Source organism: Streptomyces sp. NPDC002870 (assembly GCF_042888505.1).
Classification (GTDB): domain Bacteria; phylum Actinomycetota; class Actinomycetes; order Streptomycetales; family Streptomycetaceae; genus Streptomyces.
On sequence record NZ_JBIAPW010000016.1, the window covers coordinates 36,680 to 50,897 of the forward strand.

Annotated in this window: 9 protein-coding genes; 3 read left to right on the forward strand and 6 right to left on the reverse strand. The window is 68.7% G+C overall.

From position 1 onward, the window contains the following. Positions 1 to 63: 63 nt before the first annotated feature. Positions 64 to 4,353 carry a discoidin domain-containing protein gene (locus tag ACFYWY_RS20910; protein WP_389188581.1) on the reverse strand — a complete coding sequence of 1,430 codons (4,290 nt, stop codon included), beginning with the start codon at positions 4,351 to 4,353 and terminating at the stop codon, positions 64 to 66. Between the two features lie 322 nt (positions 4,354 to 4,675). Here ACFYWY_RS20910 and ACFYWY_RS20915 point away from each other — a divergent pair, with 322 nt between their 5' ends. Both ACFYWY_RS20915 and ACFYWY_RS20920 read left to right on the forward strand, forming a co-directional pair. Then, positions 4,676 to 6,319, forward strand: a complete 1,644-nt coding sequence (locus tag ACFYWY_RS20915) for an ATP-binding protein (protein ID WP_389188584.1) — start codon at positions 4,676 to 4,678, stop codon at positions 6,317 to 6,319. Positions 6,320 to 6,344: 25 nt separating this feature from the next. Further along, on the forward strand, positions 6,345 to 7,025 hold the full coding sequence (locus tag ACFYWY_RS20920) for a response regulator (RefSeq protein WP_389188587.1): 681 nt from the start codon (positions 6,345 to 6,347) through the stop codon (positions 7,023 to 7,025). A gap of 110 nt (positions 7,026 to 7,135) precedes the next feature. On the opposite strand, the gene ACFYWY_RS20925 is transcribed toward ACFYWY_RS20920, so the two are convergent. The 5 genes from ACFYWY_RS20925 to ACFYWY_RS20945 all read right to left on the reverse strand — a co-directional run bounded on the left by ACFYWY_RS20925 (position 7,136) and on the right by ACFYWY_RS20945 (position 13,432). Beyond that, positions 7,136 to 8,728: a cation acetate symporter gene (locus ACFYWY_RS20925; protein ID WP_389188590.1), complete on the reverse strand. Its 1,593-nt coding sequence runs from the start codon at positions 8,726 to 8,728 to the stop codon at positions 7,136 to 7,138. After that, positions 8,725 to 9,276, reverse strand: coding sequence for a DUF485 domain-containing protein (locus ACFYWY_RS20930; protein WP_389188593.1), 552 nt, complete (start codon positions 9,274 to 9,276; stop codon positions 8,725 to 8,727). Before ACFYWY_RS20930 ends, ACFYWY_RS20925 begins: the two co-directional genes overlap by 4 nt. A gap of 98 nt (positions 9,277 to 9,374) precedes the next feature. Then, entirely contained in the window at positions 9,375 to 10,049 is a 675-nt protein-coding gene (locus ACFYWY_RS20935; protein WP_389188596.1) for a response regulator, read from the reverse strand. Further along, positions 10,046 to 11,209 (reverse strand): sensor histidine kinase, encoded by a 1,164-nt coding sequence (locus ACFYWY_RS20940; RefSeq protein WP_389188599.1) that lies wholly within the window; start codon positions 11,207 to 11,209, stop codon positions 10,046 to 10,048. The genes ACFYWY_RS20935 and ACFYWY_RS20940 overlap by 4 nt, the downstream gene beginning before the upstream one ends. 105 nt (positions 11,210 to 11,314) lie before the next feature. Then, entirely contained in the window at positions 11,315 to 13,432 is a 2,118-nt protein-coding gene (locus ACFYWY_RS20945; RefSeq protein WP_389188602.1) for a type IIA DNA topoisomerase subunit B, read from the reverse strand. A 434-nt stretch (positions 13,433 to 13,866) separates the two neighbouring features. Between ACFYWY_RS20945 and ACFYWY_RS20950 the strand changes: the two genes are divergently transcribed. After that, positions 13,867 to 14,097: a hypothetical protein gene (locus tag ACFYWY_RS20950; protein WP_307660675.1), complete on the forward strand. Its 231-nt coding sequence runs from the start codon at positions 13,867 to 13,869 to the stop codon at positions 14,095 to 14,097. Positions 14,098 to 14,218: the final 121 nt, after the last annotated feature.

The following is a 14,218-nucleotide window of genomic DNA, read 5'->3' on the forward strand; positions in this document are numbered from 1 at the left end:
CGCAAGACTAGCGCAAGCCTTGCAAGCGGCTTGCGCTAGTCCGCGCTCATGGCGACAGGTCGCCTAGGGGTTGATATTGATCTTGAAGGTGGAGGTCGTGTTCTTCACGTCCTGGGCGTTGTTGCTGAACCTCAGACCGTTGAAGGTGACCTCACCGACCGCGGGCCCCTGGTCGGCCTCCGGCATCTCGTTCGCCCAGAGCCCGAATCCGGACTTGGCGTCGTACGCGTCCCCGCTCTTGCGAGCGCCGGAGATCGAGATGTCACTGAGGATCGTGTCCTTGATTGGGAACTGCGGCTGTCCTCCTGCGTAGTTGGTCTGGAACATGATTCCGCTGTACGTCGGATCCACGATGTCGACGTTGTTCACCCGGATCCCCTGGAACACCTTCGAGGCCGAGAAGAGCCAGATCCCGGGGAAGGTCTGCGCTCCCCAGAAGTGCCCGCCGGCCCGGACGATCGAGACGTTCTCGACCGTGGTCGGTTCGGTCCCGAAGCCGTTCATCGGGTAGCCGAAGTCCAGCGAGCTGATGGTGATCCCGGAGTAGACGAGCGTGTCCGCGATGTGGATGTTGCGGAAGGTGTTGTCGTAGCCGCCGTAGACGGCGATGCCAGCGGCCCGCCAGGTGAGGATCGACGTCAGATTCTCGTAGACGTTGTTCTTCATGTCCGAGCCCCCGGCATCGATCGCCGAGAAGAGCGCGAAACTGTCGTCTCCGGTGGCCCGCGCCTCGTTGTTGGTCACGAGGTTGTCCGTCGACCCGTTGGTCATGTTGACGCCGTCGGCGAACATATTGCGGATGCGGGAGTTCTTGATGGTGATCTTGTCGGTGTTCGCGCCCCAGTAGAGGCACACCATGTGCTCGTTCCAGATGTTGTCGATCACGATGTCCGAGACATTCGAGAAGTCGAACACCTTGCCCGGGCCGTCGATGCGCGAGGTGTAGTTCCCGAAGTACGCGAAGTTCGCGAACGACGAGCCCTTCGCGGACGCCTCCGCCCGGAAGCCGACATCGGTGTTGTCCTGTGTCGAGGGCGCGTTGAACCGGGTGTACCAGGGCCCGGCGCCGACCACCTTCACGGCCTTGCCGTACACCTGGAACTTGCTGGACGTCTGGTAGTCGCCGGCCGGCAGATAGACGCCGACCAGCGCGCCGGTCGTGTCCATCCGCACCTTGTCCAGGGCGTTCTGGACGTCCTGATGAGTGAATCCGGCCGGCACGGTGTACGTCGCCGGATCGGGGTTGGCGATGGGCGCGACCTGCTCCAGGCTCACGAAGTCGATCGCGTACTTGGAACCGTTGGCCGCGTCCTTCTGCAGCTTGATCTTGCTGCCTTCCGGAACCGAATCGCCCAGCATGATGTGCGCCTCGTCGTAGATGTGGCGCGGGGCGCCGGATCCCGGAGAGTTCCCGGGGCTGGCCTCCGCCCCGTACAGCCAGGCGTACTTGGAGGTGAGGTCGATCGCCTTGCGGAAGGAGCCGTTGACGTAGACGTTGAGCGTCGAGTCGATGCCTCCGCCGCCCGGCGAGTCCGGAATGGAGAACCGCGTCACCAGGGTGTTGGCGCTCGCCCTGGTCGTGAACTCCACGTAGTTGCCGTCGTTGTTGAGGGTGACGGCCTTGCGGCCCGACGCCTCGCCCGCAACGTCGCCGACGGTCCGGTTCGGTCCGACGATCTCTGCGCCACCGCCCGCCGTGCCGTCCTCCGCCTCGTACATGTCGTACGGCATGTCGGCGCCGCGGCCGACGAACAGCGGACGGGTGCTCCTGTTGTTGGCGCGCTTGACCGGCAGCTCGTTGGCGTCGTCGGCGACGACCACCTTCACGGTGTACGAGCCGTTGGCGGCGGGCCAGCTGCCGAGGTTCACGGGTGATGTGGTCGCTCCGACGGCGATGGCTCCGCCGTGCTCGCCCGTGAGGGTCTTGACCGTCGCGCCCCTGGAGTCGGTCACGGCGAGCGTGATGCCGTGACTGCCGCCCGCCGAGGCCACCGTTCCCTGGTTCTTGAGGGCCACGGAGAAGGTGACGGTGTCACCGGCAGCGGGGCCGCTCGGGGTCCAGTTCACCGCGGATGCGATCAGGTCGGAGCTGTCCACCGGCTTGACCACCAGCGAAGTCGGGCTGGTGTAGGTGTTGTTGGTCTCGTTCTGCTCGATGACGGAGTTCGCCTCGTCGGCGACGGCGCTGAGCTGGTACGTGCCCGCGTCACGCGCCCCGATCGTCGCACTGACGGTCGTCTGCGCCCCGGCGGCCAGAGCGCCGGCCTGCGCTGTGGCGACCTTGGTGCCGCCGAGCCGAAGCGCGACCGTGCTCGCGGCGGAGGCGACGGGTCCGCTGTTGCGTACGGTGGCCGACAGGGTGATCGGGTCCGACTCGACGGGTGCTGCGGGCGACGCCGCCAGACCGGTGACCTCCAGATCGGGGTTGGGCGCCGGAACGCCCATGACCTGGAACTCCGCCACCTGCCCCGCGGTCGCGCCAGTGTTGGAGGTGAACTTCAGCTGTACGTCGGCGACTCGAGCGTCGACCGGGACGGTGACCGCGTTGCCGCTCGCCGGATTGAAGGTGTAGTCCTTCGCCGCGGCCAGACTCGTGAAGCCTTGCGCACTCTGCTCACGGCCGAGTACCTGGATGTTCTGCGTCCGCGTGCCCCAGCTGCTGTCCGGATTGAGCTTGACGGCCACGCTGCTCAGATCGGCGTTGGCGCCCAGTTTCACGGTGAGAGTGCCCGGGTAACTGCCGGCGGCGCCCTCCCAGTAGGTCGTCAGACTGTTGTCGTTGGCGTTCTCCGCGACAAAGGTGTGGATCACGGAGGAGGCGCTGATCGGTTTGCCGACGGCGAGGTTGGACCCCGGGCCCGTGGATCCGTTGCGGGTCACTGTGTTGCTGTTGCCGGACTCGTTCCCGGCGGCGTCCTTGGCGCGTACGAAGTACGAGACCGTCGCGCTCGCGAGCTGGGTGTCCGTGTATGTCATGACGTTGCCCGCCACGCTCTTGCGCAGCGTGTTGTTGGCGTAGATGTCGTACCCGGCGACGCCGGTGTCGTCCGAGGACGCGCCCCAGGTCAGCTTGATCTGCCCGGCGGCGGGCTCGGTGAAGGCGAGAGAGGCGGGTGCGGTCGGCGCCTGGGTGTCGCCCGTGTCTGCCTTGCGGGTCACGGTGTTGCTGTCGGCCGACTGGTTCCCGGCCGCGTCCTTCGCGCGCACGAAGTACGCCACCGTGGCGCTCGTGGGCTGGGTGTCCGTGTACGTCGTGACGTTTCCGGCGACGCTGGTGCGCAGTTCGTTGTTGGCGTAGATGTCGTAGCCGGTGACGCCGGTGTTGTCGGTGGACGCCTCCCAGGTCAGCTTGATCCGGCCGGTGGCCGGCTCGGTGTAGGCAAGCGCGGTGGGAGCCGTGGGGGCCTGGGTGTCGCCGGTCGCCGGGCCGTAGATCTCGAACTCGGAGACCTGGGCGGCTGCCCGGCCGGTGTTGGCGGTGACCAGGACCCGCACGTACCGCGTGGTGGCGGCGTCGAAGGAGATCGTCACCGACTGGCCGCCGGCCGCGTTGAACTCGTACGCCCTGGACGCGGTCAGATCGGTGAAGTCCGTGCCGCCCGGGCTGCCCTGGATCTGCAGGGTCTGCGTTCTGTCTTCCCAGCCGGCCGGCAGGCGCAGGACGACCCGGTCGACGCGTACGGAGGACCCCAGATCGGCCTGGATCCACTGTGGGAGATCGCCGTTGCGGCTCTCCCAGTAGCTGGCCCGGTTGCCGTCGTTGGCGTTGGCGGCCGTGTAGACCTCGGTGTGGCTGCCGGCCGTCAGAGTCCTGCCGCGGGCGAGATCGGCGGAGGACTCACCTGCGGCATGGACTTCGAGTTCGGACAGTTGCGCTGCCTGCCAGCCGGTGTTGGCGGTGATGTGCACGCGCACGAACCGGGTCTGGGCGGCCGGGAAGACGATGGCCACCGTATTGGCCTGGCCCGGGCTGAAGGTGTACGCGGCCGAGGTCTTCAGGGTCGAGAAGCTGGTGCCGTCGGCGCTGCCCTGGACGGAGAGCGTCTGCTGCCTGCTCTCCCACCCGGCGGGGAGCTTGAGGACCACTTCGTCGATCCGGCTGGTGGTGCCGAGGTCGGTCTGCGCCCACTGGGGGAAGCTTGTACCGGCGCTCTGCCAGTACGTCGCCTGGTCGGTGTCGGTGATGTTGCGGGCGGCGTACTCGCTGTGGCCGCTGCTCGCAGCCGCGGGACGGCCTGCGGCGATGTTGGGGCCGTGTGCCGCCGATGCGGTCAGTGACGGCCAGGCGATCATCAGAAGACTGGCGGTGATCACGGCGGAGAGCACCCGCCAACTCCAGCGTTGCGGTCTCATATGTCCCCGATCTTCGGCCCCGTGCGCTGACGCAACGAGGCGCGGCTCTGTCGGCGTACCTGTGCGACTGGCGTTTGTGCACTGTCGGACTGGGTCTTTTGCGCGTGGCAGTCAGAGAGTTGCAGAGCTATGCCAAGTCGTCTACTGCCATGACCACGCCAAGCGATCTGGCCACCCCCGCCTGGAACCCCGAAATCCGGCGACACCAGCGGCTTTTATCGCTGACTTTGAAGAAGACGTAAGTCGACTGCAAAACGCGCAAGCCATTTGCGCGGGAATGGAAGTTTCGGAAAGGCCGCTCGGCCATCTACCGTTCCTAGACATGAACCCCGTTCCGACCGTCCCCGCCCGGCGCCGGCGGTTCGGCTGGCCGCAGCGGGTTTTCTCCCAGGTCCTGCTGATGCAGCTGGCCATCGCCACTGGTGTCACTGTGCTGGCCACCGGTCTCTTCCTCGCGCCGCTCAGCGCCCAGCTCGACGATCAGGCGATGCGCCGGGCGCTCGCCATCGCCGAGACCACCGCGTCCCCGGAGGTCGCCGACGAGCTGCTCGGCTCACGGCCGACGGCCGCCGGTCCGGTACAGGCCGAGGCCGAGCGGATCCGGCAGGCGACCGGCGCGGAGTACGTCGTGATCATGGACAGGCGCGGGGTGCGCTGGTCCCACACCGCCCCCCGGGAGATAGGCCGCGTCGTCTCCACCGACCCCAGCCAGGCGCTGGCGGGCAACGAGGTCATGGAGATCGACAGCGGGACACTCGGCCGTTCCGCCCGCGGAAAGGTGCCGCTGCGCGACGACGGCGGCAGGATCGTCGGCGCGGTGTCGGTCGGTATCGAGTACGACAGCGTGCGCGCCCGGCTGCTGGCCGCGATCCCCGGGCTGCTCGCGTACGCCGGCGGGGCACTGGCCGTCGGGGCCCTGGCCGCCTATCTGATCTCCAGAAGGCTCCAGCGGCAGACGCATGACCTGGCCTTCTCCGATATCTCCGCGCTGCTGGCGGAGCGCGAGGCGATGCTGCACGGCATCCGGGAAGGGGTCGTGGCCCTGGACAGGTCGGGCCGGATCCGGCTGATGAACGACGAGGCGCAGCGGCTGCTCGGCCTCGGCCACGAGGCGATGGGACGACCGCTCGACGAGGTGCTGGGCGGGGGCCGGACGACCGATGTACTGGCGGGCCGGGTCACCGGCGAGGACCTGCTGACCGTACGCGGCAGCCGGGTGCTGATCGCCAACCGGATGCCGACCGACGACGGCGGCGCCGTCGCCACCCTGCGCGACCGCACCGAGCTGGAGCAGCTCGGCCGCGAGCTGGACTCGACCCGCGGACTGATCGACGCCCTGCGCGCCCAGGACCACGAGCACGCCAACCGGATGCACACCCTGCTCGGACTCCTCGAACTGGAGATGCACGAGGAGGCAGTTGAGTTCGTCACCGAGGTGGTCGGCGTGCACCGGGCCACCGCCGAGCAGATCACCGAGAAGATCCATGATCCTCTGCTGGCCGCACTGCTGGTGGGCAAGGCGACGGTGGCGGCCGAGCGGGGCGTCTCGCTGCGCATCGCGCCGGGGACGCTGCTGCCCGACAGGCTGGTGGACCCCCGCGGTCTGGTCACGGTCGTCGGCAACCTCGTCGACAACGCGCTGGATGCGGCCGCCGGTTCGCTGGACCCGCGGATCGAGGTCGAGCTGCGGGCCGAGGGCCGTACGGCCGTCCTGCGGATCGCGGACAGCGGCCCGGGTGTCCCGTCCGAACAGCGAGAGTTGATCTTCACCGAGGGCTGGTCCACCAAGGAACTCCCGGCCCATGGCAAGCGTGGACTCGGCCTGGCGCTGGTGCGCCGGCTCGCGGAACGGCAGGGCGGCAGCGCACAGGTGAGCGAGGCGCCGGGCGGCGGCGCCGAGTTCACCGTCGTACTCCCCGAAGCGCTGACCGAGCCGGGGCTGGCCACCGTCGCGGAGGCGCAATGATCCTGGCCACTGTCGTGGAGGCACGATGATCGACGTACTGGTGGTGGACGACGACGTCCGGGTCGCGGAGATCAACGCGGCCTATGTGTCCAAGGTGCCCGGCTTCCGGGTCTCCGCGAAGGCCTACTCGGCTGCGGAGGCGCTCGCCCGGATCGCGGACAGCCCGGTGGATCTGATCCTGCTCGACCACTATCTGCCGGACGGGAACGGTCTCGCGGTCGTACGGGAGTTGCGCAGGCTGGGCCACCAGACCGACGTGATCATGGTGACCGCGGCCCGGGATGTGGCCACTGTCCAGGCGGCGATGCGCCATGGCGCCCTCCAGTACCTGGTGAAGCCGTTCAACTTCGCCGGCCTGCACGCCAAGTTGGAGGCGTACGGCTCGCTCCGCCGCACCCTGGAGAGCGGCGGCGAGGCGGAACAGGCCGAGGTGGACCGGATATTCGGGGCACTGTCGGCCGGCTCGATCGCCCCGGACCTGCCCAAGGGCCACTCGCCGACGACCGCCGAGCTGGTACGCCAGGTACTGCTGGCCGCCGAGGGACCGCTGTCCACCCAGGAGATCGCGGAGCGTGCGGGGGTGAGCCGGCAAACGGCGCAGCGCTATCTGAAGCTGCTGGAGCGGACGAGCCGAGTGCAACTGAGCCTGAAGTACGGCGAGACGGGCCGCCCGGAACACCGGTACCTGTGGTCGGCGAGCATCTGAGAAAAACGGCCCGCAGGCGGCCTTCGACCGCGGCCGCGAACCTCAGACCGCAGCGAACTTCAGACCGCAGCGAGTTCAGCCCGCAGCGAGTTGAGACCGCGCGGCGAGCTTCAGACCGCGCCCGCACCCGTAAGCGCCCGCACCTCCGTCTCCGCGTGCTTCGCTGCGTCCGCGGGCTCAGCAGAGGTTACGGTGCCGAGCCAGCCCGCCAGGAAGCCCAGCGGGATGGAGACCAGCCCCGGGTTCTGCAGTGGGAAGACATGGAAGTCCGCCCCCGGGAAGAGCGCCTCCGGGCTGCCCGTCACGACCGGCGAGAGCACCACAAGCAGCACCGCCGGAATCAGCCCGCCGTACACCGACCACACCGCACCGCGCGTGGTGAAGTTCCGCCAGAACAGCGAGTAGAGCAGTACGGGCAGATTGGCGGAGGCGGCGACCGCGAAGGCCAGGCCCACCAGGAACGCGACGTTCAGATCGCGGGCGAGCAGGCCGAGCGCAATGGCGGCCGCCCCGATGCCGACCGCGGCGACCCGGGCGACCGCGACCTCGCTGCGCTGCTTGGAGTGGCGGCGCCTGAGTGAGGCGTACAGATCGTGGGCGACCGAGGCCGATGAGGCGAGGGTGATACCGGCGACGACGGCGAGGATCGTCGCGAAGGCCACGGCCGCGACCACCGCGAAGAGCACCGTGCCGCCGGTCGATCCGGCGCCCCCGCCCAGATCGAGGGAGAGCAGCGGAACCGCCGTGTTCCCAGCGGCGTTCGACGCCCGTACCGCGTCGGAGCCCACCACCGCGGCCGCGCCGAAGCCGAGCACGATCGTCATCAGATAGAAGCTGCCGATGAGGCCGATCGACCAGACCACCGAGCGTCGGGCGGCCCGCGCGGTCGGCACGGTGTAGAAGCGGGACAGGATGTGCGGCAGCCCCGCCGTACCCAGGACGAGCGCCAGGCCGAGGCTGATGAAGTCGAGGCGCGCGGTCCAGTTCCCGCCGTACTTGAGGCCGGGCGAGAGGAAATCCTTGCCGTGGCCGCTCCGTTCGGCGGCGGAGTTCAGCAGCTGGTTGAAGTCGCCGTGGAAGCGTGTCAGTACGAGCACGGTCATCGTGATCGCGCCCGCCATCAGCAGCACGGCCTTGACGATCTGGATCCAGGTGGTGGCTCGCATCCCTCCCAACGACACATAGATCACCATCAGTGCACCCACGCCGATCACGGTCCACGAGCGCGCGGCTTCGCTCGTACCGCCCAGCAGCAGCGCGACGAGGCTGCCGGCTCCCACCATCTGCGCCACCAGATAGAGAACGGACACGGCGACCGAAGAAGTTCCCGCCGCGATGCGGACGGGGCGCTCGCTCATCCTCGATGCGACGACATCGGCCAGAGTGAACCGGCCACAGTTGCGCACGAGTTCGGCGACGAGGAGCAGAACGACCAGCCAGGCGACCAGGAAGCCGACGGAGTAGAGCATTCCGTCGTAGCCGTAGAGGGCGATGAGGCCGGAGATGCCGAGGAACGAGGCGGCGGACATGTAGTCGCCGGCGATGGCAAACCCGTTCTCCATGGGAGAGAAAAGCCGCCCGCCCGCGTAGAACTCCTCTGCGGAACCTCGCCGGTTGCGGCTCACCCAGGTCGTGATGGCGAGGGTGAGCGCGACGAACGCGCTGAAGAGCAGTAGCGCCAGAGTCTGGTGGTCGCCGCTCAACGCTCGTGCCCCCGCGTCGTCTCCTGTGCTCTCGCCTGCTCCTGGGCTTTGGCCGGCTCCTGCGCTCTCGCCTGCTCCTGCGCCCTTGTCTGATCGAACACGGTCCAGCGCAGATCGAGTGCGGCACGGTCCCGGCGCAGTCGCGCATGGCGGGCATACGCCCAGGTCAGCAGGAATGTGGTGAGGAACTGTCCGAGCCCGGCGACCATCGCCACATTCACCGCGCCCGCCACCGGCCGGGCCATCAGCCCGGGTGCCGTGACGGCCGCGACGACATACGCCAAGTACCAGGTGAGAAAGGCGAACGCGGCGGGGACGACGAACCTCCGGTAGCGTCCGCGCACCTCCTGGAAGGCGGCGCTGTGCTGCACCTCGAGATAGATGTCGGCCGCGCACGGCCCGGCGCTCTGCCGGTCCGCGGACTGTGGCGGCAGGACGGGCGCGGGGGCGCCTGTGCCGTCCAGCTCGCCCCAGCCGGAGGCCAGCGCGTCGTACCACGGGTCGTCGAGCCGTACCCCCGCGGCGTCCCGCCCTTCCTGCTTCTCCACCGATCAACTCTCCTTGTCGGCGAACCGTTTCGGCCGCGTGTACAAGGATGGACAGAGCAGGAAGATCCCGGACGCATCTACCGCCGGTCTTCACCCCATCAGGTGATCCCCGACCCAGGTGGCATCGCGAGACCTTCCCGGTAGGCGTACCGCACCGCCTGCGCGCGGTCGTGAATGCCTGTCTTCGAGAAGAGGTTGTTGATGTGGGTCTTCACGGTGGCCGTGGAGATGTGCAGCCTGCGGGCGATGTCCGCGTTGTTGAGGCCCTCCGCGATCAGGGTCAGCACCTCGCCCTCCCGCGCCGTCAGCCCGTCGGGCAGCTTCGGTCCCGACGGTTCGGGCGCCGAGGTGACCTGCTCCAGCAGTCGGCGCTGGACGACCGGCGAAAGCCCGGCCCGGCCGGCGATGACGTCCTGGATGGCCCGTACGATCTCGTCGCCGTCGGCGTCCTTGGTGAGATAGCCGCGCGCACCCGCCCGCAGGGCCGGGAAGAGTGAGTCGTCGTCGGCATAGGTGGTGAGCACGACGATCTGGGTGCCTGGGTGTTCGAGGCGGATACGGCGGGTCGCCTCGACCCCGTCGCAGCGGGGCATCCGCAGGTCCATCAGGACGACGTCGGGGGCGAGTTCGGCGACCAGGGTGAGGGCTTCCTCGCCGTCCTTCGCCGAGCCGACGACCTCGATTCCCGGCAGCAACCCCAGGAGCATCACAATGCCCTCGCGCACCACCGCCTGATCGTCGGCGACGATCACTCTGGCGATCCGCGCGGTCATGCCGGCACTCGCAGCCGCACCACGAAACCCTCTCCCTCCGGTCCCGCCTCCAGGGTGCCGCCGAGCAGTTCGGCCCGTTCGCGCATCCCCAGCAGACCGTACCCGGAGCCGGAGATCCCGAGCTCACCGGCCTGGCCGGCGGCTCCCGAATTGCGTACCTCCAAAGCCACTTCGCCGTCCTCGTACGCGAGCAGCATGCGTACCTTTGCGCCCGGCGCGTGCTTGCGCGCGTTGGTCAGGGCCTCTTGCGCCACCCGCCGTACCGCCTGAGAGGCCTCGGCGGTCAGCTGCCGCCGCTCGCCCGTCACCTCGGTCTCGGCCCCGTCGGCGACTCCCAGCTCGCGCAGATAGTCCTCGACGGGAACCATCTCGCCGCGCAGGGCGGAGAGCGCCTGCCGGGTCTCCGCGAGGCCTTCGCGGGCCATCACCCGGGCGGCCACCACCCGCTCCAGGATCTGTTCGCGGAACGTCCCTTCCGGGCCCCGCTCGATCTGCAGCCGGGCCGCCTCCAGATGTACGAGCTGAGCGGACAGGCTGTGCGCGAGGACGTCGTGGATCTCGCGCGCGATCCGGGCCCGCTCGGCGAGGGCCGCGGAGGTGGCCTCGGCCTCGCGCGCGGCCCGCTCCTGGGCGAGCAGTCGGAATCCGGCGCCACGAGCCTGGGCGTCCAGGCGCAGTGAGTAGCCGCCGAGCAGCACGGCGGCCACCGTGATCCCGTACCCCAGGGCGCTCCTGTCCTGGATCAGCGCGAAGAGGCTGACCATCACCACGCCGGTGACCAGAGCGGGGGCCAGAGGGAGGCGCTCCATCGCCATGACGGAGGCCGAGATCCACAGCACCGCCGAGGGAACGTCCGCCCCGGCGGCGTACGCCACCGCCCCCACCGCGGCAACGGCTGCGAGCAGTCCGAGCGAGGCCAGCAGCCGGCCTGCCAGGGTCGTCCGGTGGTAGCCGAGGAAGGCCGCGGTGCAGCAGAGCAGGCCGAGCGCCGGAAGCACAGCCCGCCAGCCGTGGAAGGCTCCCGATGCGTACGCGCTGGAGACCGCCCAGGCCGCCATGGAGGCCAGCACGGCGATGTCGAGTGCGATCCGGACGCGCGGTACGCCCACCCGGGACAGCGCTTCCCGCGTGGGCCACGCGGTCCACAGGCTGCTGGGCACGTCGGGTCCTCCTCCGTCGCCGTCGATGCTACGGAGCGGGTCCCCGGGCCGGATCGGATCAGGGGTGGAGCCGTCGGCTCCACCCCTGGGTGGGCGGGGCCGTCGTCAGGCGTCGATCCGCGAGCGGTCCAGCGTCGCGGCGGAGCTGGTGATGAACTCCTTGCGGGGCGCGACCTCATTGCCCATGAGCAGGTCGAAGACCTGCTCGGAGGAGTCCAGGTCGCCGATGTTGATCCGGCGCAGGGTGCGGTGGCGCGGGTCCATCGTGGTCTCCGCGAGCTGATCGGCGTCCATCTCGCCGAGGCCCTTGTAGCGCTGGATGGAGTCCTTGAAGCGGACCCCCTTGCGCTGGAACTCCAGCAGCGTCTGGCGCAGCTCGCTGTCGGAGTACGTGTACACGTACTTGTCCTGGCCCTTCTTGGGCTGGACGAGTTCGACCCGGTGCAGCGGCGGCACGGCGGCGAAGACCCGGCCCGCCTCCACCATCGGCCGCATGTAGCGCTGGAAGAGCGTGAGCAGCAGACAGCGGATGTGTGCACCGTCGACATCGGCGTCGACCAGCAGGACGATCTTGCCGTAACGCGCCGCGTCGATGTCGAAGGTACGGCCCGATCCGGCCCCTATGACCTGGATGATCGCGCCGCACTCGGCGTTCTTGAGCATGTCGGAGACGGACGACTTCTGGACGTTGAGGATCTTTCCGCGGATCGGCAGCAGCGCCTGGAACTCACTGTTCCGGGCGAGCTTGGCGGTGCCGAGCGCGGAGTCCCCCTCGACGATGAAGAGCTCGCTGCGCTCCACGTCGTCACTGCGGCAGTCGGCGAGCTTGGCGGGCAGCGAGGAGGTCTCCAGGGCGGTCTTCCTGCGCTGCGCATCCTTGTGCTGGCGTGCCGCGATACGCGTACGGGCGGCGGCCACGGCCTTCTCCAGCACCGCGCGGGCCTGCGCCTTGGCGTCCCGCTTGGTGGAGGTCAAGAACGCCTTGAGCTCCTTGGCGACGACATTGGCCACGATCCTGTTGGCCGCCGAGGTGCCCAGCACCTCCTTGGTCTGGCCCTCGAACTGCGGCTCCGCCAGCCGGACCGTGACGACCGCGGTGAGGCCCTCCAGGGCGTCGTCCTTGACGATGTCGTCCTCGGCGACGCGCAGCACCTTGGCGGAGCGCAGCACCTCGTTCACCGTCTTGGTGAGGGAGCGCTCGAAGCCGCTCACATGTGTGCCGCCCTTGGGGGTGGCGATGATGTTCACGAAGGACTTGACGGTGGTGTCGTACCCCGTGCCCCAGCGCAGGGCGATGTCGACGGCGAGCTCCCGGGTGACCTCGGTGGGGGTCATATGGCCGCGGTCGTCGAGGACCGGGACGGTCTCCTTGAAGGTGCCCTGCCCGGTCAGCCGCTGCACGTCGCAGACGGCCTTGTCCTGGGCGAGGTATTCGCAGAACTCGCTGATGCCGCCGTCGAAGCGGAAGATCTCCTCGCTCTTGCCCTCGCCCTCCAGGTCCCGCTCGTCGCGCACCACGATGGTCAGGCCGGGCACCAGGAAGGCGGTCTGGCGGGCGCGCTGGTGGAGGTTCTCCAGGGAGAGCTTGGCGTCCTTGAGGAAGATCTGCCGGTCCGCCCAGTACCGCACGCGCGTGCCGGTACGGGTCTTGGGCACCCGCTTGCCCTTGAGCAGCCCGTTCGCCGGGTCGAAGGGGGCGTCCGGGCCCGACTCGGTGAAGATGCCGGGGACCCCGCGCCGGAAGCTGATCAGATGCGTCGCGCCGCCGCGGTCCACCTCGACGTCGAGGCGGGCGGAGAGGGCGTTGACGACAGAGGCGCCCACGCCGTGCAGACCGCCGGAGGCGGCGTACGAGCCGCCACCGAACTTGCCGCCGGCGTGCAGCTTGGTCATCACGACCTCGATGCCGGAGAGGCCGGTCTTCGGCTCGATGTCGACGGGGATGCCCCGGCCGTTGTCCTTGACCTCGACGGAACCGTCTTCGTGCAGGATCACCTCGATGTGGTCGCAGTGGCCCCCGAGGGCCTCGTCGACGGAGTTGTCGATGATCTCCCAGAGGCAGTGCATCAGACCGCGACTGTCGGTGGACCCGATGTACATTCCGGGGCGCTTGCGGACCGCCTCGAGCCCCTCGAGTACGAGCAGGTGCCGCGCGGTGTAGTTGGAGCCGTCACGGTCTGCGGTCAGCACCGCTGTGGACGGCACGGACGTTTCGGCGGTCACGCGGTTCGCTCCTCGCTGAATTTCAGATGTGGCCCAGTGGGGTATAGGCCGGGCGTCGGTCGCCCCGTCAGAGGGTACCGAGGCCTGGTAGAGCCGATGTAACGCCACCCTCGTGATTTCTCATGCTAGTCCAGCCTCGCATACATGTTCGATCCCTCTATGGAGTGACGTGCACATCACGTTCCCTTCGAGGCATGAACCATTTAGGCTCCGGGCACGTCCTCATTCACAACCGGCAACCCAGCCGGGAGGGCCAAACGAGACAAGCAACGCGAAATCCGTAGAGCGAAGCAATACGGCTCATTCGCCGCCAACCGGCAGCACACAGCCACCTTGAGAAGAAGTTTCGAGGAAAAGCCCCGAGCGGGAACGTTTTCGGGCTGGTTGGATGTTGACCCTGGTACGACAGCTCGTCGAGCTAGAGAAGAGGCGACGTGACTACTGTTCTGACCCCCGCGAGCCCCCTGACGGCCGCTGATCGCTGCGACCGCTGCGGCGCCCAGGCGTACCTGCGTGTCGTCCTGACCAGCGGCGGTGAGCTGCTCTTCTGTGCCCACCACGGGCGCAAGTTCGAGCCGGAACTCAAGAAGATCGCCGCGGAAATACAGGATGAGACCGACCGACTCACGGCCGTGCCGGCCGCTGTCGGTGAAGAGGAACACTGACACCTCGCATCCCACGACGAGCCAAGGGCCGGTCTCCAGGACCGGCCGACGGGCGGCCACCCCTGAATACCAGGGGGGCCGCCCGCTCTCATACCGTGACCGCGGCGGCGTTCGCTCAGGC